Raw genomic sequence first — 22955 nt, forward strand, 5'->3', positions numbered from 1 at the left:
GTTTTCAATTGACCGCAGTATGAAGTGCTTACGGTATTATGATGCAATAATACGAATAAAATTTAATCATACAATAGTATTTATAAAAAAGAAAATATATTTTTGTAAAACAATTTTAGACCATGATACAAAGAATTCAAACCGTTTATTTACTTCTTACCTTTGTTGTAACAGGGGTTTTAATGTTTTTTATTCCGCTTTGGACATTAAACACCGGGAAAGCATTCTATTTTATGCAAGACCAGTTTTATACCATTTTATTAGGTCTGAGTACAATGCTTACAATTGTTAGTATTATTTCATTCAAAAAAAGACAAAATCAGTTTGTGATGAACAGACTGAACATAATATTAAATTTAATTTTATTAGGATTATTTGTATATCGCTCTCTAAATGTATCTGGAGAGACAGTTAACGCTGTTTCAGAGAAAGGTATTGGGATGTTTCTACCGATTGTTGCTATCGTGTTATTAGTTTTAGCTAATAAGGCCATCAAGAAGGATGAAGATCTCGTAAAATCTGTAGATCGTTTGAGATAAACCTATAAACTTAATTTTTTTGTGCGAAGAGAACCCGAATTACATTCGGGTTTTTTTGTGGCTTAAAATGACACAAAGTAGCTTTATCGAGGTAAATTGGATGCCTAACTTCTTTTTAATTTTGCATTTTCATTTCCAAAACAATGACAACGAATAAAATAAGAATACATCTTGCCGATGACCATCAGGTACTGATCGATGGTCTTACCAATTTATTACAAACGGTTCCTAATTTTGAAGTCGTTGGAAATTCATTGAACGGTACAACTGTTTATGATGATGTTCTACAAAACGATGCTGATATTTTAGTTCTCGATATAAGTATGCCTGAAAAAGACGGCATCAAAGTATTGCAGGAATTTCATAGAAATAACAGTTTATGTAAAGTCATTATTTTATCCAGCTATGAGGAACTAAAAATCATTAAAGAAGTAATGAAATTAGGCGCAAAAGGTTATTTGACCAAAAAATGTGCTGGCGAAAATATCATCGAAGCTATAGAAGCTGTTTATCAGGATCAGGAATATTTTTCAGATGCTGTAAGAGAAAAAATCTTCAATACTTTTGCACACTCCAATCCTAAATTAAATAAAAATATTTACATTGAAAATCCGATTCTAAGTCCACGTGAAGTTGAGATTATTACCTTAATCTCATTGGAATACAGCGGAAAAGAAATAAGCGAACGCCTTTTCATTAGTACCAATACAGTCGAAACCCATCGAAAAAATATTATGAGAAAATTACAGACTAAAAATACTATTGGTCTGGTTAAATACGCTTTAAAGAACAATTTAATTAATCCTTAAATGTTTTTTACCAGATTTTTCACTTTACTTCTCTTTTTCCTTTCCTCTAATGGAAATCCAATTTTTAGTCAACAAAAAGAAAACGCTAAAGAAGCCATTCAAACATTTTGCAGATCAAAAAAAAATCCTGTTGCAGAACTCCGTACTTACGAACAATTAAGAAATAAAAAAGTTGTTAGCCTGTCTGTTATTTTAATCATCATCTTGTTTTTTCTGTTTTATTTCTTTTATCAAAATAATAAACTGAAGCAGAAAATTAAACGTAAAGACATCAAGCAAAAAATACTAATCAATGTTATCAATGCCGGAATTGACAATCAGGAAATGGAACAAAAAAAAATAGCTGCTTTTTTACATGATAATGTCAACGCTCTGTTATCATCAGCAGGATTACATTTGAATGTTTTCACTACCCAAAATAATATTAACTCAGAAGAAATAAAAAAAACAAAAGCGATTCTTGCAGAAGCTCATGATCTTTTACGTGACATGTCACATGATCTTGTTCCTGCGCTTTTAGTTCGTTTTGGGTTAATTTATGCTTTGGAAGATTTATGCGAAAGAAATTCGAATTCGAATATTGCTTTTGAATTTTCAAGCACAATCCCGATAGAAAAAAGATATATCGAAAAATTTGAAATGAAGCTTTACTTCATTGTTTCTGAGCTTTTCAATAATATTATAAAACACAGTGAAGCAAAAAAAACTACACTTTCACTAGTCGAAAAAAACAATCAATTCGTTATTGCAATTCATGATAACGGAAAAGGTTTTAGCACTAAAAAAACAAAAGATGCAGAAGGATTTGGTCTTAACCGAATTAGAGCGAGAATTAAAAAATTCAAAGGAAGTTTTACTGTAGATTCGAAACCCAATGAAGGAACAATGGTTAAAATTAAGATTCCGCTTCCTCACTAACTAAGAGCGTTATTTCTTTCCTATTTCAACAATTTCAAGATCTTTAATTTTATCATCGTCAATAACAAACCGCAACATTGTACGCATTTGATGAAAACCACTTTTCCCACACGCACCAGGGTTCATGTGTAGTAAATTATTCTTTTTATCAAACATTACTTTTAAAATATGTGAATGGCCACAGATAAATAGCTTTGGAGGATTTAAAGTCATTTCTTCCCTAATTGCCGGATTGTATTTCCCCGGATAACCGCCAATGTGTGTAATCCACACGGAAACATTTTCACATAAAAAACGATTGTGCAACGGAAATTCCATTCGTGCTTCTGCCCCATCGATATTACCATAAACACAACGTAAAGGTTTCAGCTTTTTTATCGTATCCGTAACATGCAAATCTCCAATATCTCCCGCATGCCAAACTTCATCGGCCTGCGCCACATATTTTAAAATAGTATCGTCAATATGACTGTGAGTATCGGAAAGGAGAAGGATTTTGGTCATTTTTTTTGAGGTACAGAGGTTCTTAGGTGCAAAGGTACAAAGGTTTTTTTAAAAGGTGCTAAGGTGCTAAGGTTCTGAGTTGCTAAGGTTCTGAGTTGCTAAGGTTCTAAGTTTTTTATATAAAAAATCCGGTTTGCTTTCGCAAACCGGATTTGTATCCTAACAGGTTTTCGAAACCTGTTAGGTATTATTAGATAACATCCAGATTTACTTAATTCTTAGAATTTTTACCATCCTTTAAATCTTTTGTATCCATCATTTCCATTAGTTTTAATCCTAACAGACCACTTATAGAACCATCAGAACCACCATTTCCTGAAATTAACACATCCGGAATTACTTTAATATTTCCTTTACCAATTTCCTCGGTAACTTTATATCTTGTAAAGTTATCTCCACCCATTGCGCTAACCTGCAATTGGTATGATTCTGCAGTCGATTTACCAATTGCCATGATTTTCTCTGCTTCAGCTAAACCTGTTTTCGAGATTCTCTCTGCTTCAGCGCTAGCATTCAACTTCGTAGCTTCTGCCTGCGCTCCTGCTCTTGCTTTTGTTGCTTCGGCTTCTGCATTCGCACGCATTTTTGTTGCCTCTGCTTCAGCATTTACATTCAGTTTTAAACTGGTGGCATCTCCTTCTGCTTTTTTAACCGTTGCATCTGCCGTTCTTTGTGCGATTTCAACACTTTGTGAGGCACGAACGATTTCTTTCTGCATATCCGCAATCGCAGTTTCTTTCTCCATTCCCTGACGTTGTTCCTGCGCCATTCTTTGGGTTTGATAAGTCTTCTGCTCCTCTTCTGCCAATTTTCTGTCCGTTAATGTTTTCATCAATGAATCTGGCGGAACGATATCTCCAATTAAAGTGTCAACTGCATTTACGTTGTATTCGTCAAGAACCAATTTAATATGATTCTTAGCCGATTCCTGACGTTCTTTTCTGGTACTTAAGAAAGAAATCACATCGCTGTCCTGAGCTGAGTTTCTGAAGTAGTTACCAATTGTAGGTTCTAAAACCTGAGAAACCAAGTTATTCATACTTCCAAAACGGGCAATTACTTTTGGCGCTTCAGCTGCTGGAACGTGAATGATCTGAGCAACATCTAAATTGAATGGAAAACCATCTTTTGAACGAACGGTAATAGTAGAAAGATTTTTATCTAAATCATGTGATTCGCTTCTGGCATTTGCCCAGTTCAAAACCAAGTTGGTCGTAGGAACAGCTTCTAACTTTGTTGTGTATTTGTTCAACGCATATTTTCCAGGACCAAGAGGCTCCATCCAAACACCACGTTGTCCTTTTGAAACAATATTTCCGTGTTTAAAAGTATCTCCGGTAACATCTTGTCCGTCTTCTCCAATATAAGAAATCACAACACCTACATATCCAATTGGCACATCGGTCATTGGGTTTTGCTCGATCAGAATTCCCCATGTATTAATATAATAAGAACCTGCTAACATTACCTGAGGCTGCAAACCACGATTTCCGCCAGTATCTAAAAATTTATCAAAATCCTGAAAGTTATTATGACCTTCAACAAACTTACCGGCAATTTGTCCCTGCGGAATTGGTTCTCCATCCAAAGCCGTTACAATACCAATCATGTTCTCATAAATTTTGATTTGGTCTGCAATAACAATTTCAAAAAGAAAGGTGTTAATACGATACGAACCTGTTGTGATAAAAGCGGTTTGGCGTCCTTTTTGTCCGCCATTGTTTAAGAAAAAAGTAGCGTCCTGAAAGTTATCACTATCTACTTTTCGGGCTAAGATTCGTCCGGTTGGGATTTCCTGTCCGTCTTTACTTAAAACCAATCCAATTTTTCCTTCCGGAATAACTGTAAATCCGCTCATATCGATTGAATACTGCCAGATCCACATTCCCCAGTACAAACCCGGGGCAAGCGTTTTAGCCTGATAACCAGCCTCTCCTTTTGTTGCAATAATACGACCATCAGGAAGCGATCTATCCGTTCCAAATAAAACGAATTTTTTGGTCACCAGACCAATTTTATCCTCAGGAACTATTACCATCCCAAAGAAAACGCGTAAAATAAATTTGTAAAAAATAATGGAGAATAAGATTAAAATTATCCACCAATAAGAAGTAATTTCATTCATAGTTTTTGATATTTAGATTACAAACATAGGAGAAATACTTCCTGTTAAAATGAAATATTTTCAAAATTAACGTTTGACGATTTTTAGCAAAAAATGTTAAAATTTAACTGATTTTATATCGTTGGAATTGTCAATTTCTGACACGATTTTTTGCCGGATAAACTATGATTGGTATTTTGGGTTTTAACAGTTTATTATGGAGGTTCTAAGGTTCTGAGATGCTAAGGAACTAAGTTTTCTTTTTAGAAATTTGCAAAACAATTATTATAACATTTTCTCTTCTAATGTTAGAACTACTGCTGTGCTCCTCTACAATAAAAATAAAAAAAACCTTAGAATCTCAGAACCTTAGAATCTTAGCATCTTCAAAAAAACCTCAGAACCTTAGCATCTCAGAACCTTAGCAACTTTTAAAAAAAACCTTTGTACCTTTGCACCTCAGAACCTCTGCACCTTAAAATGAGATATTTTATTCAATTTGCTTATAACGGAACACATTACCATGGCTGGCAATTTCAGCCGAATGCGGCTTCTGTTCAGGAAACTTTAAACAAAGCACTTTCGGTTTTATTGAATGCTCCTATAAATGTTATGGGTGCCGGACGAACCGATACGGGAGTTCATGCCCAGGAAATGTATGGTCATTTTGATTTTGAAACTTCATTGGATGTTGCGAACTTGATACATAAACTAAATTCCTATCTGCCAAAGGACATTGCCATTTTTGACATTATATTGGTTCAGGACGATGCACATTGCCGATTTGACGCAACCAAAAGAACGTATGAATACCATATCAACACTGTTAAAAATCCGTTTTTGCAGGAATTGAGTTGGTATTTTAATCAAAAATTAGATGTAGCTTTGATGAATGAAGCGGCAAAAATTTTGTTGAGTCATACCGATTTTCAGTGTTTTTCAAAAGTAAATACAGATGTCAACACATTTGATTGCACGATTTTTGAAGCGTACTGGAAACAAGAAAATAGTAAATTAATTTTTACCATTTCGGCGAATCGTTTTCTACGAAATATGGTACGCAGTATTGTGGGAACTTTGGTTAATATTGGCTTACATAAAATTGCTCTGGATGATTTTGAAAATATCATTGCCAGTAAAAGCAGAGAAAAAGCAGGTTTTTCGGTTCCTGCACACGGATTATATTTAACCGAAATTAAATACGATTACATCATAAAATAGCCCTGATTGCAGTGGAAAGCTTTTTTGAAAAAAATATTGTTTTTGTAATTTTTATGGAGCGACCAACGGAAGCTTTATAAAAATTATACAAAAACATATTTTTGAGAAAAACTTGAAAAGGAAAGCAGGAAATAGCTCCTAAAAAAACAAATGAAAGCAAAAGCATTCGATACCGGATTATTCAAACGAATTTTAACCTATACAAAGCCTTATAAATGGCGCTACTATGGCGTTATTATTTTTGCGGTTTCTCTTTCTGTTTTTGCAGCGCTTAGACCTTACCTGTTAAAAGAAACGGTCGACGGCTATATTAAGACACACGACAAACATGGTTTGTTGATGTATATTATTTTGATGGGAGTCGTACTTTTATGTGAAGTTTTCTCCCAATTCTATTTTGTCTATTGGGCTAACTGGCTAGGGCAGGATATTGTAAAAGATATTCGTACCAAACTTTTCAAGCACATATTGAGCTTTAGAATGAAATATTTTGATTTGGTTCCGGTTGGACAACTGGTGACCCGGTCAGTATCAGATATTGAATCGATTGCCCGTATTTTCAGTCAGGGATTATTCATGATTATCAGTGATATGATGAAAATGCTGGTGGTACTGATTTTCATGTTTTATATGAACTGGAAACTGACCTGGATTGTAATTGTTGCCATGCCAATTCTGGTTTATATTACCCGAATTTTCCAGCGCAAAATGCAGGTTGCTTTTGAAGAAGTTCGTACGCAAATTGCCAATATGAACTCTTTTGTACAGGAACGTGTTACGGGAATGAAAATTGTACAACTTTTTAACCGCGAAAAAATTGAGGCCGAAAACTTTAAAGAAATCAACAACAAACATCGCGTTGCATGGATCAAAACGATTTTATATAACTCGATATTTTTTCCCATTGCTGATATTATTTCCTCTATCACTTTAGGATTAGTAGTGGTTTATGGCGGATTTAAAATCCTGAACGGCGATCATTTTACGACGTTTGGGGATTTATTCTCGTATACGATGTTCATTGGGATGTTGTTTAACCCCTTGCGTCAGATTGCAGATAAATTCAATGAGATGCAATTAGGAATGATTGCGGCCAATCGTGTTTTTGATATCATCGATACACAAGATCATATTCAGGATACCGGAACACTTGAAGCTCCAATTTTTAACGGAAGTATAGAGTTTGCGGCCGTACGTTTTAGTTACATTCCGGAAGAAGAAGTTATTAAAGGAATTGATTTATCGGTCGCCGCTGGTCAGACCATTGCCATTGTTGGTTCAACAGGAGCTGGAAAATCGACGATTATTAATTTGCTGAATCGTTTTTACGAGATTAACAGCGGAACTATATTTATTGATGGACATAATATTGAGAATTATACTTTAGCCTCCTTACGAAAGCAAATTGCCGTGGTTTTGCAAGACGTATTTTTGTTTGCTGATACTATCTATAATAATATCACTTTACACAATCCTGAGATTACACGTGAGCAGGTTTTAAATGCTGCCAAAAAAATTGGTGTACACGATTTCATTATGAGCTTGCCTGATAATTATGATTTTGATGTTAAAGAACGTGGTGTAATGTTATCGTCCGGACAACGCCAATTAATTGCTTTTTTACGTTCGTATGTGAGTAATCCTAGTATTTTAATTTTGGATGAAGCCACTTCCTCTATTGATACTTATTCAGAAGAATTGATTCAGCGCGCTACCGAAACGATCACAAAAGGAAGAACTTCGATTATTATAGCGCATCGATTGGCAACGATTGTAAATGCAGATAAAATTGTTGTAATGGACAAAGGATTAATTGTAGAACAAGGTACACATCAGGAATTATTGAATAAGGCAGAAGGTTATTACAAAAATTTATACGACTCGCAATTTTCAGTAGCAAACTAGATGGCGAAATGCTAAAAAAGTTCTTAAAAAAGTTAAATTAGCGTTATAGGAATCATAAATGTAATGTTGACACGAAATTATATAACATCTTTAACTTTTGATTTTTTTATCTTTGAGATAATAGAAATCAAATGTAAAAGAAAATGCCACAAAACAGATTTTACCCAAACGAACAATTCAAAGAAATAGAAATAAACGCTTCATTACAATTACGTTACGCCATCTCAAACAGAGGTCGTTTAATAAGTTTTACTGACGAAATTGAAAATGGCCGTCTCCTTAAAGGCGGTTTAAGCGATGGTTATCCTACCTTCAGATTTAAAGTTAAAAAAGAAGATACAATTGCCAACAAATACTTGTTTTTATACAAATTAGTAGCCCAATATTTCCTTCCTAAAGATTCTGAAGAGCAAACTTATGTTCTGCATTTAGATTACAACAGAAGTAATGACGATGTTAGTAATTTACGCTGGGCAACAAAAGCGGAAATGATGGCACACAGCCGCAAAAGTCCACGTGTAATTCAGGCAAAGAAAAATCTAATCGAACACAACTTAAAAGCGGACGGAAGAAAATTAACGACAACAAAAGTAATGTTGATCAAGAAAATCCTATCCAGACCTGAACAAAAAACACGCTTGAAAATGATCGCCAAACAATTTGGCGTAAGCGAAATGCAAATAAGACGCATCGCCAGTGGAGAAAACTGGGGACACGTTAAAGTATAATTATTTTAGTAAAATGTTAAAGGTAAAATGTGAAATGTAGGATTATTTAATCTGCATTTCACATTTTACCTTTTTTACTTTTCACATTTTACATTTTACTTTTTACTTTTTTACATCTTACTATTTTTTTAAAATAAATCCTTAAATTCGCAATCACAAATAACAAAAGAAAAATCGAAGAGTGAGTTTCGGAATTATAAACCTCATTTTCGGTTATAAATACTAAAAACCAAAAAAATGAAATACGACGTTATTGTTTTAGGAAGTGGTCCTGGCGGATATGTAACAGCGATTAGAGCTTCACAATTAGGCTTTAAAGTAGCTGTAGTTGAAAAAGAAAACCTTGGTGGTGTATGTTTAAACTGGGGATGTATCCCAACGAAAGCATTATTAAAATCAGCTCAGGTTTTTGATTACTTAAAACACGCTTCTGACTACGGATTGAAAGTTTCTGAATTCGATAAAGATTTCCCTGCAGTTGTACAACGTAGTCGTGGTGTTGCTGAAGGAATGAGCAAAGGAGTTCAGTTCTTAATGAAAAAAAACAAAATTGACGTTATTGAAGGTTTTGGAAAACTAAAACCAGGTAAAAAACTTGACGTTACAGATAAAGATAATAAAGTTACTGAATACAGTGCTGACCATATTATTATTGCTACGGGAGCTCGTTCTCGTGAGTTGCCAAACTTACCTCAGGATGGAGTTAAAGTAATTGGTTACCGTCAGGCAATGACTTTACCAACACAACCAAAATCTATGATCATTGTAGGTTCTGGAGCAATTGGAGTTGAATTTGCACACTTTTACAACTCAATGGGAACTGAGGTTACTATTGTAGAATTTATGCCAAACGTAGTTCCTGTAGAAGATGAAGATATCTCAAAACAATTTGAGCGTTCTTTGAAAAAAGCCGGAATTAAAATTATGACCAACTCTTCTGTTGAGCGTATTGATACAACAGGTGCAGGAGTAAAAGCATTTGTTAAAACTGCAAAAGGAGAAGAAGTTCTTGAAGCTGATATTTTACTTTCTGCTGTTGGTATCAAAACAAACATTGAAAACATTGGCTTGGAAGAAGTTGGAATCGCTGTTGACAGAGATAAAATCTTAGTAAACGCTTACAATGCTACAAATATTCCTGGATATTATGCTATTGGAGACGTGACTCCTGGACAAGCTTTAGCTCACGTAGCTTCTGCTGAAGGAATTAACTGTGTAGAGAAAATTGCTGGTTTACACGTAGACCCAATTGACTACGGAAACGTTCCTGGTTGTACTTACGCAACTCCTGAAATCGCTTCTGTTGGTTTAACAGAGAAACAAGCTAAAGAAAAAGGATACGAATTAAAAATTGGTAAATTCCCATTCTCAGCTTCAGGAAAAGCAAAAGCTGCCGGAACTCCGGACGGATTCGTAAAAGTAATCTTCGATGCTAAATACGGAGAATGGTTAGGATGCCACATGATTGGTGCTGGTGTTACTGATATGATTGCTGAGGCAGTTGTAGCTCGTAAACTAGAAACTACAGGTCATGAAATCTTAAAATCTATTCACCCTCACCCAACAATGAGCGAGGCTGTTATGGAAGCTGTTGCAGATGCTTATGGCGAAGTAATTCACTTGTAATACAAAACCATTTTAAGGTTACATAAAATTTTCAATTTAAAAATCCGATTTGTGAAAGCAAGTCGGATTTTTTGTTTGCACAATTCTATAGCAATAAATATTAATTTATAGTACCAAAGAGAAAAGTACATTTTAATAATAAAGCCCTAATTTTGCAGTACTCAAAACAAATCTACCATGAAAAAAATAGCGTTCTTTTTAGCCATTTTTCTTTTTTTAACGCATCACTTATTTGCACAAACAAAAGTTACCTCACAAAATGTTTTTGCAAAGTCATACGGTTATGTAAATGATTTCGAAAAAATTCTTACTCCAAATCAAATTAAGTCACTAGCCGATTTTTTAAAATCAAATGAAGCCAAAAGCAAAAATAAAATCATGATTGTAACAACAGCTTCCATAACTCCGTACACCGATCTAAACGATTATGCATTAGATTTAGATAAATATCTAATTTCTAAATTAAATGTAGACACCTCTGTTTTAATTGTAGTTAGCAAGCAATTAAGGCAAATTAAAGTTCAGGGAGTTAATAAATTGCGTTCTAAAATGAGTGATCAGGAAATAAAAGATATAGTTTCTACTTATATTATTCCAGAACTAAAAAAAGGCGATTATTACAAAGGTTTACAAGAAGGTACAAGTCAACTCGCAAAAAAACTGGAGTAAAAATATCACCCAGCATTTCATTCGACAAAGTTATTTTTTTACCGGGATCTAAGTATTTTAATAACTTTATAACTAAATTAAGATGTCATGAAAGAAGTATACATTGTTGAATTTCCATCAAATTTGGGTTTAAAGGAACCTCAACCCGGAAAAGAACCCGGCGTAAAAAAATTACCTGACTGGTTATGGAAAAACAATTTGCATAAATTCATTCCGCATAAAGATGTTATACGACTTGATCCTCCAAAATATTCTAACAGTAAGGACCTCGAAACAAAAATTCTCAATGTAAATTCACTTGTTGAATACGCTAGAGAACAAGCTTATTTAATCAATAATTTACTGACTCAAAATAAATTTCCTTTTATATTGGGAGGCGATTGCAGCATACTTTTAGGATCGGCAATGGCATTAAAACAAAAAGGTACTTACGGATTATTTTATCTCGATGGCCATACTGATTTCATGAATGTTTCCTTGTCTGAAACTGGAGGCGTTGGCGGCATGGCAGCATCAATCGTAACCGGAAACGGGCACCAAAAACTAACTAATATTCTCAATTTATCACCTTACATAAAAGAAGACAACCTTTGGTGTGTGGGTAATCGCGAATATGATGAAGCATACGAAAATGAGATTCGGAATTCAGCGGCCACCTATTTAAGTCTTGAAATGTTGCGAAAACAAGGCATTAAAAACTGCATCAATTCTTTTCTTTCAGAAATTGAAACAAAAAATCTGGATGGTTTTTGGCTTCATATTGATGTCGATGTTTTAAACGATGCTATAATGCCATGCGTAGACAGCCGTACACCTGATGGTCTTACTTATGATGAATTTAATGAACTTACCTCTTATTTATTTCAAAGCGAAAAATTATCGGGACTTGAAATTACCATTTTAGATCCTGATTTAGATCCGACCGGACAATACACAAAAGAATTTGTAGCCAATATTTCAGCCACTTTCAACACATTCAAAAAACAGATTTAATTGATATTATAAAACCTTCTTGTGGCTAATTTGTGTATAAAAGGAAAATAATTTTGCGCAGTTCTATCATAGAACAGCGAATAACACTTATTTTAAAAAATCACAAAATGAAAACAAGAATCGCAATCGTAGCATTAATCTCTTTTTTTGCCATTAGTTGTAAAAAACATCGTGTTCCACAAGAAGTTAAAACCTTAAATTCCTTAGAACAATTAACCAGTGGGAATGAAAGATTTTTAAATGGAAAATCAATTCATCCGCGTCAAAACAAGAAAACAGTTTTAGAAAACCAGGATGGACAAAAACCTTTTGCTGTTGTAATAACATGTTCAGACAGCAGAGTTTCTCCCGAAATCGTATTTGATCAGGGAATTGGCGATTTATTTGTAATTAGAAACGCAGGAAATCTAATTTCAGATATCGATATGGGAAGTATCGAATATGCTGTAGAACATTTAGATACCAAATTAATTGTTGTTTTAGGTCATACCGAATGTGGTGCTATAAAAGCGTATATCAATGATAAAGATGGTGCTTACAAAAAGCATTTTAATCATATCGATAATATTGTCGAAACCATTTCGCAGGAAAATGAAGAAATTGAAGCTGATAAAACTACTCCAAAAGCGACAAACTACTTGGGTGCAATTAATGCTAACATTCAGCATTCTGTGAAATTAATTCAGGACAATCCGATTGTAAAAGAACATCAGGTAAAAATCGTTTCCATGCGTTATGATGTTCATACTGGAAAAGTAATTCAGTTGTAATTTTAATTCAAAGAAAATATTAAAATCCGATTTGTGAAAGCAAGTCGGATTTTTTATTTGGGCGGGCCACCATCCCGATAAGAGGGCAAATTATCTTTGCGCGTATAAGCCGTCTTATCGGGATGCTGTCGGGCTATCCGTGCTACTTCGGTAGCTTACTCCTATCCCTCACGCAGTCCTGTTTTCATAAGAACGTGTTTTTTCTTAATTTTTTGTAATAAAAAAAAGACTATTTTAGTTTCAGAATTAAACCATTAAAAAATTTTACAGGCTATTTTTTAAAAAATATATTACTATGAATTCAGCCGTACAAGACTATAACAATTTACAAAATGATTCAGATAAAGAAATCTGTGATCAGATTGCTACTATAATAAATAAAAATCTTTCTGATGCTGAAAACAAAATCTGGCACGCGCATCCGGTTTGGTTTTTAGAAGGAAATCCAATCGTTGGATATAGTAAACTCAAAAATAATGTTCGTTTGCTCTTTTGGAGTGGTCAATCTTTTGACGAAGAAAAACTTTTAAACGAAGGTTCTTTTAAAGCAGCGGAATTTCGCTATACTTCAGCAGAACAAATCAACAAAGAAGATTTAGAACGCTGGCTCAAAAAAGCAATAGATATACAGTGGGATTATAAAAACATTGTCAAACGCAAAGGTCTTTTAGAGCGATTGAAATAATGCAACATTTTTATTAAAGAATGATAATAACAAAGATTTTAACTCAACCAAAAACAACCAACTAAACAGCAAATTATGATCAAAAAAATTCTGCTATCACTATTATTTTTAATCGGAATAAATGCTTTTGCCCAAGGGCCAGATTTTAAAACTCCGGATTATAAAGCGATCGAAAAAGAAATTAAAGATAAAAATTCCTCTTACTATTATCCCAAATTAATGGAAAGATTAGTGAAAAATGATACCCTTTTAACTAATGAAGAGTACCAACATTTGTATCTTGGTTATGTTTTTCAGCCAAAATACAATGCATTCTGGAGATCTCCTGACGAAAAAAAGCTTCGCGAATTTTATGGTAAAGAACAGCTTGGCAGCACAGATTATGATGAAATCATCAAATTAGCCAATCATTCTCTAAGTGATTTTCCTTTTGATTTAAAACAACTTAATTTCCTGAGTTATATCTATCACTTAAAAGGAGACGAAGAAGCGGCTAAAATGGCTTCTTTAAAATTCCACAGCATTCTAAACGCAATCTTGTCAACAGGAGACGGAAAAGTTTGTGAAACCGGTTTTCATGTTATACTTGTTGAGCATGAATATTTAATGCTAAATGTTTTTGAAATCGAAAGTAAATCTCAAGCCTTAGTTGGTAATTGTGATTATCTAAGCTTTGAAAAAGGAAAATATAAAGTAGACGGTATTTACTTTAATATTGAAAAAATGCTGGAGAATGAATCTAAGGCTTTAAAATAGAAAACAATAAATGAAGATTTTATATTTACTACTTACTATACTCTCAATCAATTCAATATATTCTCAAAGTCAAGAGTTAAAAGGAAAATGGATATTAGATAAAATAGTGTACCAGGATGGAACTGATTTAGAAATAAATAATGGTCAATATTCAATTGAATTAAAATATTTTATATCACCAAATTCTTTAAAAATTAATGATCAATACTTTAAAGCTAACTACAGCACAAAGCAAATAAAAAATGATTATAGAATTATAAATTATACTTTAGAAAATAATTACTTAAAAATTCAAGAACCAAATGATAATAAAATAAGTTACTTTTTAAAAACTGATGATTTTATTGCTAAGTACCCTGAATTTACATTACAAAAAAATGTAAGGGATAACGATACCATTCTTGTCGCAAATGAACTTGCCGATTATGATTTTCAAAAGGAAGAAAGACTTGATGATTTTATAAGTTCAAATAAGCCGGATAGACAAGCAAAAAGTTTACCTAATTTATATTTTCAAGTTGAATTTATTTTATCAAAAAATAATACATTAAGGGATATAAAGGTTTTGCACTCAATTTCAAAAGGATATGATAATGACTACATTAATGCACTTAAAAAAGCAGAAAAATTTCTGAGAAATAATACTAAATACGACCTATTAATTACAAAAGAAGTTAACAATTTGAAATTCTTTGAAGACTTAACTGATCCAAAAGAAAAAGAATTATTGGAGCTCATAGATCTTGGTAACAAATATTACAGCAATAATAATTTTGAAAATGCCATAACTACTTACAATAAAATAAGGAAACTTGAAATTAAAAACAATAGATTCAAAACAACAATTGAAAACGCTTATGTGAAATTAGGAATTTCATACCTAGCAAGTGGAAATCAAGTGGAAGCTTGTGAAATTTTTCATCTTGTTGGAAATAATACAAAATTTGAAGTAAGAAATTATATAAATAATTTTTGCAAATAAAACTTGATCTAAAATAAAAGTAAAAATAAACTTAATCAAAACATATATCAACAACCAATTAAGGTATTTTTTTATTATTAAAAATACATTTATTTTGGCTTTTATAGCTTGAAAAAACTAATCAATAACCCAATCAAAAAAAATGAATGTAACCGAATTACCAATCGACCTAAAAAAACTAATTGAAAATGAAAGAATCGATTTTTCTGTAAAAGCAAAACGAAATTACCCTCTTAGTAAAGCATTTGGCCGTCTAATTTTCGGCATAGCTTATTGTGCATTTGTCAGTATTTTTGTTGTCGCTTTCTTTGGTCCCTTATTAAAAAATGAAGAAGTTCATTTTACATCCAACGATGTTCCGGTAACGGCAAGTTGGGATGATTTAAGCGAGTTGGTAGTACCGGGCATGATTATAGGCCTATTTGTAATTGTTGGAATAGGACTTATGATTTCTGCCTTTTATATGTTCTTTCAAAAAGGAGGTTATTTTGTTGGAACGCAAACCCGAATGATTCAGTATCGAAATGGAAAATCTACCATTACAGATTGGGAACAGTTTTCCGGGAATGTAAAAATAAATGCTAAAAACAATTTTGGCGATTTAGAATATGAATTAAGAACAGGAAAACTGCAAAGCAGAAAAAACGAATCGGATAAATTTATTCCGGATGTTATTTACATTGCAGCAATTGAAAATGTATATGAAATTGAAAAAATATGCAAGATGAGAATCAAGGAAAACGACCCGACTCCGGCGACTTTATCCATTGAGGAAATAAAATCAGAACCAGCGTTTTTCAAAAATATCTTTTAAAATAAATATAACTTTTCTTCAAATGAATATCCCAACAAAACAAGACATCGATAAACCAATTGGAGGTTTATTTTTTATGATTATAAACACCTCTATTTGGGCTTTTATTACCGAATATTATCTTGAAAATAAAGACCAACGTCTTGTAGGTATCCTTTTAGGATTAGTCATTTCGAGCTTTTTATACTTTTATTTGAAATTTACAAAAGCTCAAAAAAATCTACCAGAAAGTAACGTTGAAAAAACTGATGAAGAAAAAAGAATGAAAAATGGTTTTTAATCGTTTTCGGTCTGGAAGGGCTTGGAATTTTGATTGCCAAAAATATTTTGATGAATATCAATCACGACGAATTGTTTATTTCTTTTTTTGTTTTGATTGTTGGGTTACATTTTTTTCCACTCGGAAAAATATTCAAACGCACTTTTGATCTTTATATGGGAACATGGACCTGTTTGTTTGCCATTATCGGCGTTTATTTAATAACACAAAAAATCACAGCTCCGAGCTTTGCAAATGTGATTGTAAGTTTGGGATGCGCTCTTGCAACCATTTCTTATGGTATCAGAATGATTTTGGAAGGTAGAAAAATGCTTTTACCTGAAGTGAAACAATACCACTAAAAAGTAATTATTTAATAAAACAAAAACAAGTAACGCAACCATTTAACAAAATTTACATCTATTAAATAGATATATAATTAATGACCAATGAAAAACGCTTTACTATTTTTTGTTTTTATAATCCTAACCTCCTGCAGTAGCAAAAATTCCAGCGTTTCTAAAAACAAATCATTAGATGGCAAGTGGAATTGGGTTCAATCTACTGGCGGATTTGCCGGAACAACCAGCACGCCCGAATCTTCCAATCAGGTGGTTTATATTGAATTTTCAGGTAATTCTTTTAAGAAATATAGTAATGGAACATTGTCTGCGGATCTTACGTTTATCATCAAAACTCAAAAATCTATTTTTGGCGGTGAAAAACCAATGCTTGTAAGTGATAATCCTATTAAAGATTTTGGAGCAATATCTTTTGAAATTATAGGCGATAAACTACATCTAAATGAGGAATGTAATGACTGTTTTGGGTCTGTCTATGTTCGTGCAAAATAAGTTTTCAAAACTAAATCAAAACAGTATCATGAAAAGAATAATTCCGATTCTTTTAATTCTTCTTGTTTTTACAAACTGTACTGATGATGATGACAAAGCAAACCCCGTTGTTGGAACCTGGAAATTAGTAAAAGCTACGAGTTTACAATTTCCGAATGCTGAACATCCACTTCCTTGGGCATCCATCACTGATTATTCAGATAAAAACATTATTTACACCTTTGATGCAAGGAATACTTTGACCATCAGCGAAAATGGAGAAAAAGAAACACTCAAATACGAATATAAAGTTGACTATCTATCTGGAGCTCCTTCGGCTGCAGAAGAAAAAGGCCCATTAGTTATTATAGATGGTGGCTCAAAAATGACTTATGAAATTTCTGATAAAGGAGAAATGATTTTGGGGCTATCTTACGTTGATGGTGCTAATTTGTATTTTGTGCGACAATAAATTACTACATTTCTTTTTTTGGTTTCTTATGAAAACTAAAAGTTCTGGCTTAGCCCCGATGGGAGCGGCATCCTTTTATGGCCTCGTCTTTTTAACGAGGCCATAAAAGATACAGCGGACAGCGGGACTGAAGGTTCTTATGAAAACGAACAAGTCTGCTTCAAAATAAAAAAATGCTCTTCTGAATAATTCTAGAAGAGCATTTTTATTAATTGACTAAAAACAGTGCATTACTGAATAAGAGGATTCCGTTTTCCCAGAAACCTCTGAAAAGCGGATTATCCATCATATAAATTACGGAACCATCGCCTCTTTTATCTACGGCAAAACTTACGGTTTCGTTGAGTTTCTTCTTGATATTGTTGCCAACAAAACCATAACTGATATAGCCTTTTGGAACATACGCCACATTGATGGCGCTTTTTAAAAGCGAATACGACCTTTCGTTGGTTTTAAGACTAAAGTAGGTGTTTCCTAAACCGAAAGCCATTGGGTACGTTTTATCCAGTTTATTCTCGATGATGGCGCCCGGAATCGAACCTGAGATCTCTCTTCGCTCCGATCCTTCGAAATCTAAAAAGCGTTTTTTAAGTTCGATTTCTTTCTCTTCTTTCTCTGATTTTTCTTTGTCTTCTTTACTCGCAAACAAACTCAAGGCATAACCTTCACGATCCTGAAATAACGAAATCGCACTGCTCATGGCAATTACTTTTCCGCCATTTTTAATCCATTCGTCTATTTGTTTTTTCTGATCGTCTGAGAAATCATAAGAACCGTCGCATAGAATTAAAGTATTGTAATTGTATAATTTTACTCTATTAAAATTACTGGTTTCGACAATACTAACCGGATAACTTATTGTTTCGTCGAGATAATACCAGGTGGCACCAAATTCGGTTGAAACAATTCCTTTGCCTGATAACATCAGGATTTTAGGCGCTTTTAGCAGCACAAAATTCTCTCCGCCTATGTCTTTAGAATTGGTAGAAAATCCGGTTGTGATAAAACTATAATCGCTTTTGATTTTAATAATATCAGAAACTGTTTTCTCGAAATCGGCTATTTTAGGATTGTCGGCGCGGCTGATAATTAGTCCGCCCGGTTCGACAGTAATGCTTCCGAAAACCGCTTTTTTCATAGCAGAACGTACTTTAATTCCGCCTTGGTGTAATAGTGAAATTACCTGTGCTGAACTTCTGTTATTCCAAGGCACATAAAATGCATACACACTGGCCGGGACTGTCTTTGCTGCTGTTTCTATTTTAGCTTTTGTTTTTACCGAAAGATTGTTTTTGACAGCATAAGCTTCAACTCCGTATGCCAAGGGTAAATCCCAAGCAGTAATATCGTAGGATAAACTATCGTTTAATTTTTGATTGGGTTCAAATAAAACCTGTGTCAGAACTGATCTTGGCTGATCGGCTTTAATGATTAAATCGTTTGGTTCAATTTTAAAACTTTCGTTTTTCTTATTTTGATAATGAAACCCGGATGCATTTCCTGAACCGTCTGCATAGCTGAATTCAATATCATTCTTCTTTAGCATTTCTGCTAATTGATCCAGTTTTGGATTTGCTTTTAAAACATAAGTATTGTAAACGCCTTTTGCCTTTATACGTGCATTGCTATGAAAATCCCTAAAACCTTTTAAGAGTACATCTTTTTGTGAAGCGGCACTTTCTACCACTGTCAACACCGCCGTTGCATGATGTGTTAAACGATCTTTAATTGTTACATTCGCTCCGTTTTCCATTGTTATTTCACGGCCTGCTCCTATTCCGCCCTGTTCCAATGTTAGTCCGACTGATCCATTATACGTTGGATACGTGTCACCATAACTTGGATAAAACAAATCGAAACGTTCTCTGGTATTGTACATCCAGTTTTGCTTGTCGAATTTTTGCGAAATATTTTTCCCTAAAACATTATAAAAATCTTTTTGGTATTGTTCTATAAATTCATGCAAAGGTTCTGCTGCCGGAGGGAAAAAGTAAGGTGAATTATAACTCATTTCGTGCACATCTGTATGTACTTGCGGCATCCATTGATTGTATAATTTAATGCGCTGCTGTGATTCGACTTGTGTTTGCCATGCCCAATCTCTGTTTAAATCGAAAAGATAATGATTGTAGCGTCCGCCTGGCCAGACTTCCATATGTTCTCTGTCGTATAAACCGGGGTGGTTTTTCTTGCCTGTGACTTCTCTAAGCCAGTTTCCGTATCTCGAATAGCCATCAGGATTGATGCAGGGATCTAAAATTACAATAGTATTTTTTAGCCATTGTTTAGTGGCTTCGTTTGACGGATTCAAAAGTTCGTAGGCCACTGTTAAAGCGCTTTCGGTTCCGGCAAATTCATTTCCGTGAACATTGAAACTCAACCAGACAATGATTTTATCATCGACTGTGGCGCTTTTATTTCCGGACAAACCAATTGCAGCTAAATTATTATTTCTGATTTGCTCCAGATTCGCGAGGTTTTCCGGAGTCGAAATATAATAGACATTCAGGTCGCGCTGTTCGTTTGTTGCACCGTATTTCTGTTTTTTAATAAACTGAGATTGTTCAGTCAGATAGGTAAAATAATCTTCTACCTGATGATAGTAACTGATTTGTTTTCCGTAATTCGGGATAAATTCTGATGGTGTTTTTAATTGTGCAAAAACAGAAAAAGAAGTAATAAACAGCAATACTGCGGCGCAAAATGTTTTCTTCATAAGTGAATTGAATTTGTAGATGGTTAAAAATAAGAATTAACTTTACAACGACCTACAAATCGAAATAAATAATACTCTTTTAAGTAAAACATTGCATTATTTATTCAGAATTTGATTTTTAGCATAGTTATCTTTAATCTTGTTTTAATTTGTATTTTCGTTTTATAAAAGACAATTTCATAAGCCTTAATTTCAAAATATAAATTATGAATATCTTAATCGTTTACAGTCATCCGAGTAAAAAGTCTTATACTTTTCAGGTTTTGGAACATTTAAAATCTCAAATTTCAAATCAAAACTGGAATCTTGAACTATCCGATTTATACGGCATGAATTTTCAGAGCGATATGTCGGAACAAGAGTATGAAAGAGAAGGTTTTGCAAAAACGGAACTTCCTATTTCTAATGACGTATTAGATGAACATGCAAAAATTGAAAAAGCAGATTGCATTATTTTTCTTTATCCGGTTTGGTGGAGCGATTGTCCGGCGAAACTCAAAGGCTGGTTTGATCGGGTTTATTCTGTTGGATATGCTTACGGACAGAATGAAACTTCTCAAAAAATGAAAACCGTTCCCTTTGGTCTTGTGATTTGCACAGCTGGGCATCCAAACGCGTTTTTAGAAGAAATTAATATGGCACAAAGCATGGAAACTATTATGCTCGAAGACCGTCTTGGAAAACGATTTGAAAATAAAGAAATGTTGATTTTGGGAGGAACGTTGGAATTAGAAAAAGTAATGGGCAGGCATTTTCTTGAGATTGAAGAAGTTGTTGATCGTATTCGTAAATATTGCGATTAAGTTGCACGCAGATTTTGCAGATTTAAGCTGATTTGTTTTTTACTTTACTTAAATAAGTTTTGTACTTATTGTTGCAGTGAATATAAAATTGTTATTTTCGTATTTACCTACAATTTCTTACAATTTAAATAACTTATGATTCTTAAAAAAATAAAAGCCCACCACTTATTTTTAATTGTTTCTATACTTATTTTATTGATAGGAATGCATCGAAGTAATGATCCAAATTCAGGTTTAGATATTAATATTCACTCAACTTATTTAGTAATATCCAATTATGATTGTACATTAGTTTTGTTTACTACTTACTTTTTGACGGGACTACTATATTTGCTATTTGAAAAACTGCCTCAAAAGCAGCTTATAAAACCTTTAACTATAATTCATTCTACTATTTTGATTGGAAGTTTTATAAGCTATTGGTTAATTATTTTTCTCGATGATAAATTGTTTGTAATTGACCCTAATTTTCCTTTACTCAATTATAAAGATCAAGTTATAAATATAACTTTAGTTTTAGAATCGTTAATTATAACTTTTATGGGGATGCCAATTTTTATTATTAATTTATTGATTGGACTGCTGAGAGGAACTAAACGCAATAAAACATAACTTAACCGCAAGGTTCGAAAACATTAATTCAACTAAACTAAAATGACAATAGAAGAAATCGTTGACAGACAAATGTCTGCATTCAATAACAAGGATATTGTAAACATGATGTCTTTATATACCAAGGATACAAAGATTTATACTTTTTCAGATCATGAATTAGTAATTAATGGTAAAAAAGAATGTGAGGAAATGTTTGTGAAACTATTCGAGCAATCGCCGGATTTGAATGCCGATTTTATAAAAACCATTTACTTTACTAATAAAGCAATCGTTCATGAATATGTTTATGGACGAAATGGAATTAATGAGAAAAAAGAACAAGTCGTTATTTTTGAAATACAAGATCAAAAAATAACCAGAATGGATATTATGAGAGAGTAGAAAGTTTTCATTTCTTTTAAAACTAAACCTCTAATCTAGCCCCGATGGGAACGGCATCTCCCGATTTAGAAAAACAAGGCTTTTTAGCCGTAGTTTTTGTTAATTGGGAATATAGTGGACAGCGGGACAGGTCATTCTTATGAAAATGACTCTTCTGCTCCTGAAAATTAAATTCCAAAATTTAAATTCCAAATTCCAAAAATCTAAAATTCTAACTTGTCTGATTCACCCCTTATAATTGTCTCACAAATACCCTAACATATTGATTTTTAGATCGTAAATTTGTTATCTAACTTTCTAAAAACGATATACGATGAGTGCGCAAGATTTTACCACGACCCTTATAGTTGACCAATCTCCGGAAGAAGTTTTTAATGCCGTTACAAATGTTCGCGGATGGTGGTCTGAACAAATTGAAGGCCATACAGCCCAATTGAACGACGAATTTGATTATCATTATGAAGATGTGCATCGCTGCAAAGTCAAATTGATTGAGGTGATTCCGAATCAGAAAATTGTTTGGCTGGTGGAGAAAAATTACTTCAAATTCACACAAGACGAAACGGAGTGGACAGGTACAAAACCTACTTTTGAGATTTCGGAAAAAGACGGAAAAACAGCACTTCGATTTACACATGTTGGTTTAGTTCCTGATGATGAATGTTATGATATTTGCAGGGATTCCTGGACCAATTACATTCAGAACAGTTTAAAAAAACTAATTACGACCGGAAAAGGCCAGCCAAACGGCAAAGACAAACCGCAAACAGAAAACGAAAAGCAACTGAGCGCGAAGTAATTCTCCTTTTTTTTGGCTAAGAGAATAGTAGATTTGGCTACAATTCTCCTTTTG

25 protein-coding genes are annotated in these 22955 nt (G+C 33.4%); 22 read left to right on the top strand and 3 right to left on the bottom strand.

Annotation, left to right across the window (positions count from 1 at the left end; all coding sequences use genetic code 11):
• Positions 1-122 precede the first annotated feature (122 nt).
• The 3 genes from B0A65_RS07170 (at position 123) to B0A65_RS07180 (ending at position 2266) form a co-directional block, all read left to right on the top strand.
• Positions 123-539: a DUF4293 domain-containing protein gene (locus B0A65_RS07170; RefSeq protein ID WP_074658619.1), complete on the top strand. Its 417-nt coding sequence runs from the start codon at positions 123-125 to the stop codon at positions 537-539.
• Between the two features lie 143 nt (positions 540-682).
• On the top strand, positions 683-1348 hold the full coding sequence (locus tag B0A65_RS07175; protein WP_074658620.1) for a response regulator: 666 nt from the start codon (positions 683-685) through the stop codon (positions 1346-1348).
• A complete protein-coding gene (locus B0A65_RS07180; RefSeq protein ID WP_074658622.1) occupies positions 1349-2266 on the top strand; it encodes a sensor histidine kinase in 918 nt (305 codons plus the stop codon).
• Positions 2267-2275: 9 nt separating this feature from the next.
• Here B0A65_RS07180 and B0A65_RS07185 read toward each other — a convergent pair whose 3' ends face one another.
• Positions 2276-2770 (bottom strand): metallophosphoesterase family protein, encoded by a 495-nt coding sequence (locus B0A65_RS07185; RefSeq protein ID WP_074658624.1) that lies wholly within the window; start codon positions 2768-2770, stop codon positions 2276-2278.
• Positions 2771-2981: 211 nt separating this feature from the next.
• Entirely contained in the window at positions 2982-4895 is a 1914-nt protein-coding gene (locus B0A65_RS07190; protein ID WP_074658626.1) for an SPFH domain-containing protein, read from the bottom strand.
• Between the two features lie 459 nt (positions 4896-5354).
• On the opposite strand from B0A65_RS07190, the gene truA reads away from it, so the two are divergent.
• From truA to B0A65_RS07265, 15 genes are all read left to right on the top strand, one after another.
• Positions 5355-6095, top strand: coding sequence for a tRNA pseudouridine(38-40) synthase TruA (gene truA, locus B0A65_RS07195; protein WP_074658628.1), 741 nt, complete (start codon positions 5355-5357; stop codon positions 6093-6095).
• Between the two features lie 150 nt (positions 6096-6245).
• The gene (locus tag B0A65_RS07200; RefSeq protein WP_074658630.1) at positions 6246-8000 is read left to right on the top strand and encodes an ABC transporter ATP-binding protein; all 1755 of its coding nucleotides are present in this window, start codon (positions 6246-6248) and stop codon (positions 7998-8000) included.
• Positions 8001-8143: 143 nt separating this feature from the next.
• Positions 8144-8728, top strand: a complete 585-nt coding sequence (locus B0A65_RS07205; RefSeq protein ID WP_074658632.1) for an NUMOD4 domain-containing protein — start codon at positions 8144-8146, stop codon at positions 8726-8728.
• Between the two features lie 237 nt (positions 8729-8965).
• Positions 8966-10354: a dihydrolipoyl dehydrogenase gene (gene lpdA / locus B0A65_RS07210; RefSeq protein WP_074658634.1), complete on the top strand. Its 1389-nt coding sequence runs from the start codon at positions 8966-8968 to the stop codon at positions 10352-10354.
• Positions 10355-10531: 177 nt separating this feature from the next.
• Complete coding sequence (locus B0A65_RS07215; protein ID WP_074658636.1) at positions 10532-11023, top strand: TPM domain-containing protein; 492 nt, start codon at positions 10532-10534, stop codon at positions 11021-11023.
• Between the two features lie 87 nt (positions 11024-11110).
• Positions 11111-12016: an arginase family protein gene (locus tag B0A65_RS07220; protein WP_074658638.1), complete on the top strand. Its 906-nt coding sequence runs from the start codon at positions 11111-11113 to the stop codon at positions 12014-12016.
• Between the two features lie 107 nt (positions 12017-12123).
• A complete protein-coding gene (locus B0A65_RS07225; RefSeq protein ID WP_074658639.1) occupies positions 12124-12786 on the top strand; it encodes a carbonic anhydrase in 663 nt (220 codons plus the stop codon).
• A gap of 295 nt (positions 12787-13081) precedes the next feature.
• Positions 13082-13471: a DUF1801 domain-containing protein gene (locus B0A65_RS07230; protein ID WP_074658641.1), complete on the top strand. Its 390-nt coding sequence runs from the start codon at positions 13082-13084 to the stop codon at positions 13469-13471.
• 75 nt (positions 13472-13546) lie between these two features.
• Positions 13547-14227 (top strand): DUF4919 domain-containing protein, encoded by a 681-nt coding sequence (locus B0A65_RS07235; RefSeq protein ID WP_074658643.1) that lies wholly within the window; start codon positions 13547-13549, stop codon positions 14225-14227.
• 10 nt (positions 14228-14237) lie between these two features.
• Positions 14238-15209: a tetratricopeptide repeat protein gene (locus B0A65_RS07240; protein ID WP_074658645.1), complete on the top strand. Its 972-nt coding sequence runs from the start codon at positions 14238-14240 to the stop codon at positions 15207-15209.
• Between the two features lie 142 nt (positions 15210-15351).
• Entirely contained in the window at positions 15352-16023 is a 672-nt protein-coding gene (locus tag B0A65_RS07245) for a hypothetical protein (RefSeq protein ID WP_074658647.1), read from the top strand.
• Positions 16024-16045: 22 nt separating this feature from the next.
• Positions 16046-16303 carry a hypothetical protein gene (locus tag B0A65_RS07250; protein WP_074658648.1) on the top strand — a complete coding sequence of 86 codons (258 nt, stop codon included), beginning with the start codon at positions 16046-16048 and terminating at the stop codon, positions 16301-16303.
• A 50-nt stretch (positions 16304-16353) separates the two neighbouring features.
• Positions 16354-16644: a hypothetical protein gene (locus B0A65_RS07255; protein ID WP_123890293.1), complete on the top strand. Its 291-nt coding sequence runs from the start codon at positions 16354-16356 to the stop codon at positions 16642-16644.
• Between the two features lie 87 nt (positions 16645-16731).
• Positions 16732-17136, top strand: coding sequence for a hypothetical protein (locus tag B0A65_RS07260; RefSeq protein ID WP_074658651.1), 405 nt, complete (start codon positions 16732-16734; stop codon positions 17134-17136).
• 28 nt (positions 17137-17164) lie between these two features.
• On the top strand, positions 17165-17587 hold the full coding sequence (locus B0A65_RS07265; protein ID WP_074658653.1) for a hypothetical protein: 423 nt from the start codon (positions 17165-17167) through the stop codon (positions 17585-17587).
• Positions 17588-17795: 208 nt separating this feature from the next.
• On the opposite strand, the gene B0A65_RS07270 is transcribed toward B0A65_RS07265, so the two are convergent.
• Positions 17796-20303 carry a M14 family zinc carboxypeptidase gene (locus B0A65_RS07270; RefSeq protein ID WP_074658655.1) on the bottom strand — a complete coding sequence of 836 codons (2508 nt, stop codon included), beginning with the start codon at positions 20301-20303 and terminating at the stop codon, positions 17796-17798.
• Between the two features lie 206 nt (positions 20304-20509).
• Between B0A65_RS07270 and B0A65_RS07275 the strand changes: the two genes are divergently transcribed.
• From B0A65_RS07275 to B0A65_RS07290, 4 genes are all read left to right on the top strand, one after another.
• A complete protein-coding gene (locus B0A65_RS07275) occupies positions 20510-21106 on the top strand; it encodes an NAD(P)H-dependent oxidoreductase (protein ID WP_074658657.1) in 597 nt (198 codons plus the stop codon).
• 135 nt (positions 21107-21241) lie between these two features.
• The gene (locus tag B0A65_RS07280) at positions 21242-21718 is read left to right on the top strand and encodes a hypothetical protein (RefSeq protein ID WP_074658659.1); all 477 of its coding nucleotides are present in this window, start codon (positions 21242-21244) and stop codon (positions 21716-21718) included.
• A gap of 42 nt (positions 21719-21760) precedes the next feature.
• On the top strand, positions 21761-22102 hold the full coding sequence (locus tag B0A65_RS07285) for a nuclear transport factor 2 family protein (protein WP_074658661.1): 342 nt from the start codon (positions 21761-21763) through the stop codon (positions 22100-22102).
• 313 nt (positions 22103-22415) lie between these two features.
• On the top strand, positions 22416-22901 hold the full coding sequence (locus tag B0A65_RS07290) for an SRPBCC family protein (RefSeq protein WP_074658662.1): 486 nt from the start codon (positions 22416-22418) through the stop codon (positions 22899-22901).
• The last annotated feature ends 54 nt before the right edge of the window (positions 22902-22955 follow it).

It is taken from the genome of Flavobacterium frigidimaris (assembly GCF_002217275.1).
GTDB classification, from domain to species: domain Bacteria; phylum Bacteroidota; class Bacteroidia; order Flavobacteriales; family Flavobacteriaceae; genus Flavobacterium; species Flavobacterium aquidurense.

Excerpts from the sequence above, each read along its gene's own strand:
- B0A65_RS07180 (WP_074658622.1), top strand. The coding sequence starts at position 1,349 with ATGTTTTTTACCAGATTTTTCACTTTACTTCTCTTTTTCCTTTCCTCT.
- B0A65_RS07260 (WP_074658651.1), top strand. The coding sequence starts at position 16,732 with ATGAAAAACGCTTTACTATTTTTTGTTTTTATAATCCTAACCTCCTGC.
- B0A65_RS07245 (WP_074658647.1), top strand. The coding sequence starts at position 15,352 with ATGAATGTAACCGAATTACCAATCGACCTAAAAAAACTAATTGAAAAT.
- B0A65_RS07280 (WP_074658659.1), top strand. The coding sequence starts at position 21,242 with ATGATTCTTAAAAAAATAAAAGCCCACCACTTATTTTTAATTGTTTCT.
- B0A65_RS07255 (WP_123890293.1), top strand. The coding sequence starts at position 16,354 with ATGAATATCAATCACGACGAATTGTTTATTTCTTTTTTTGTTTTGATT.
- B0A65_RS07170 (WP_074658619.1), top strand. The coding sequence starts at position 123 with ATGATACAAAGAATTCAAACCGTTTATTTACTTCTTACCTTTGTTGTA.
- B0A65_RS07215 (WP_074658636.1), top strand. The coding sequence starts at position 10,532 with ATGAAAAAAATAGCGTTCTTTTTAGCCATTTTTCTTTTTTTAACGCAT.
- B0A65_RS07240 (WP_074658645.1), top strand. The coding sequence starts at position 14,238 with ATGAAGATTTTATATTTACTACTTACTATACTCTCAATCAATTCAATA.
- B0A65_RS07190 (WP_074658626.1), bottom strand. The coding sequence starts at position 4,895 with ATGAATGAAATTACTTCTTATTGGTGGATAATTTTAATCTTATTCTCC.
- B0A65_RS07175 (WP_074658620.1), top strand. The coding sequence starts at position 683 with ATGACAACGAATAAAATAAGAATACATCTTGCCGATGACCATCAGGTA.
- B0A65_RS07275 (WP_074658657.1), top strand. The coding sequence starts at position 20,510 with ATGAATATCTTAATCGTTTACAGTCATCCGAGTAAAAAGTCTTATACT.
- B0A65_RS07230 (WP_074658641.1), top strand. The coding sequence starts at position 13,082 with ATGAATTCAGCCGTACAAGACTATAACAATTTACAAAATGATTCAGAT.
- B0A65_RS07235 (WP_074658643.1), top strand. The coding sequence starts at position 13,547 with ATGATCAAAAAAATTCTGCTATCACTATTATTTTTAATCGGAATAAAT.
- B0A65_RS07220 (WP_074658638.1), top strand. The coding sequence starts at position 11,111 with ATGAAAGAAGTATACATTGTTGAATTTCCATCAAATTTGGGTTTAAAG.
- B0A65_RS07265 (WP_074658653.1), top strand. The coding sequence starts at position 17,165 with ATGAAAAGAATAATTCCGATTCTTTTAATTCTTCTTGTTTTTACAAAC.
- B0A65_RS07250 (WP_074658648.1), top strand. The coding sequence starts at position 16,046 with ATGAATATCCCAACAAAACAAGACATCGATAAACCAATTGGAGGTTTA.
- B0A65_RS07270 (WP_074658655.1), bottom strand. The coding sequence starts at position 20,303 with ATGAAGAAAACATTTTGCGCCGCAGTATTGCTGTTTATTACTTCTTTT.
- B0A65_RS07285 (WP_074658661.1), top strand. The coding sequence starts at position 21,761 with ATGACAATAGAAGAAATCGTTGACAGACAAATGTCTGCATTCAATAAC.
- B0A65_RS07205 (WP_074658632.1), top strand. The coding sequence starts at position 8,144 with ATGCCACAAAACAGATTTTACCCAAACGAACAATTCAAAGAAATAGAA.
- B0A65_RS07225 (WP_074658639.1), top strand. The coding sequence starts at position 12,124 with ATGAAAACAAGAATCGCAATCGTAGCATTAATCTCTTTTTTTGCCATT.
- B0A65_RS07185 (WP_074658624.1), bottom strand. The coding sequence starts at position 2,770 with ATGACCAAAATCCTTCTCCTTTCCGATACTCACAGTCATATTGACGAT.
- lpdA (WP_074658634.1), top strand. The coding sequence starts at position 8,966 with ATGAAATACGACGTTATTGTTTTAGGAAGTGGTCCTGGCGGATATGTA.
- B0A65_RS07290 (WP_074658662.1), top strand. The coding sequence starts at position 22,416 with ATGAGTGCGCAAGATTTTACCACGACCCTTATAGTTGACCAATCTCCG.
- B0A65_RS07200 (WP_074658630.1), top strand. The coding sequence starts at position 6,246 with ATGAAAGCAAAAGCATTCGATACCGGATTATTCAAACGAATTTTAACC.
- truA (WP_074658628.1), top strand. The coding sequence starts at position 5,355 with ATGAGATATTTTATTCAATTTGCTTATAACGGAACACATTACCATGGC.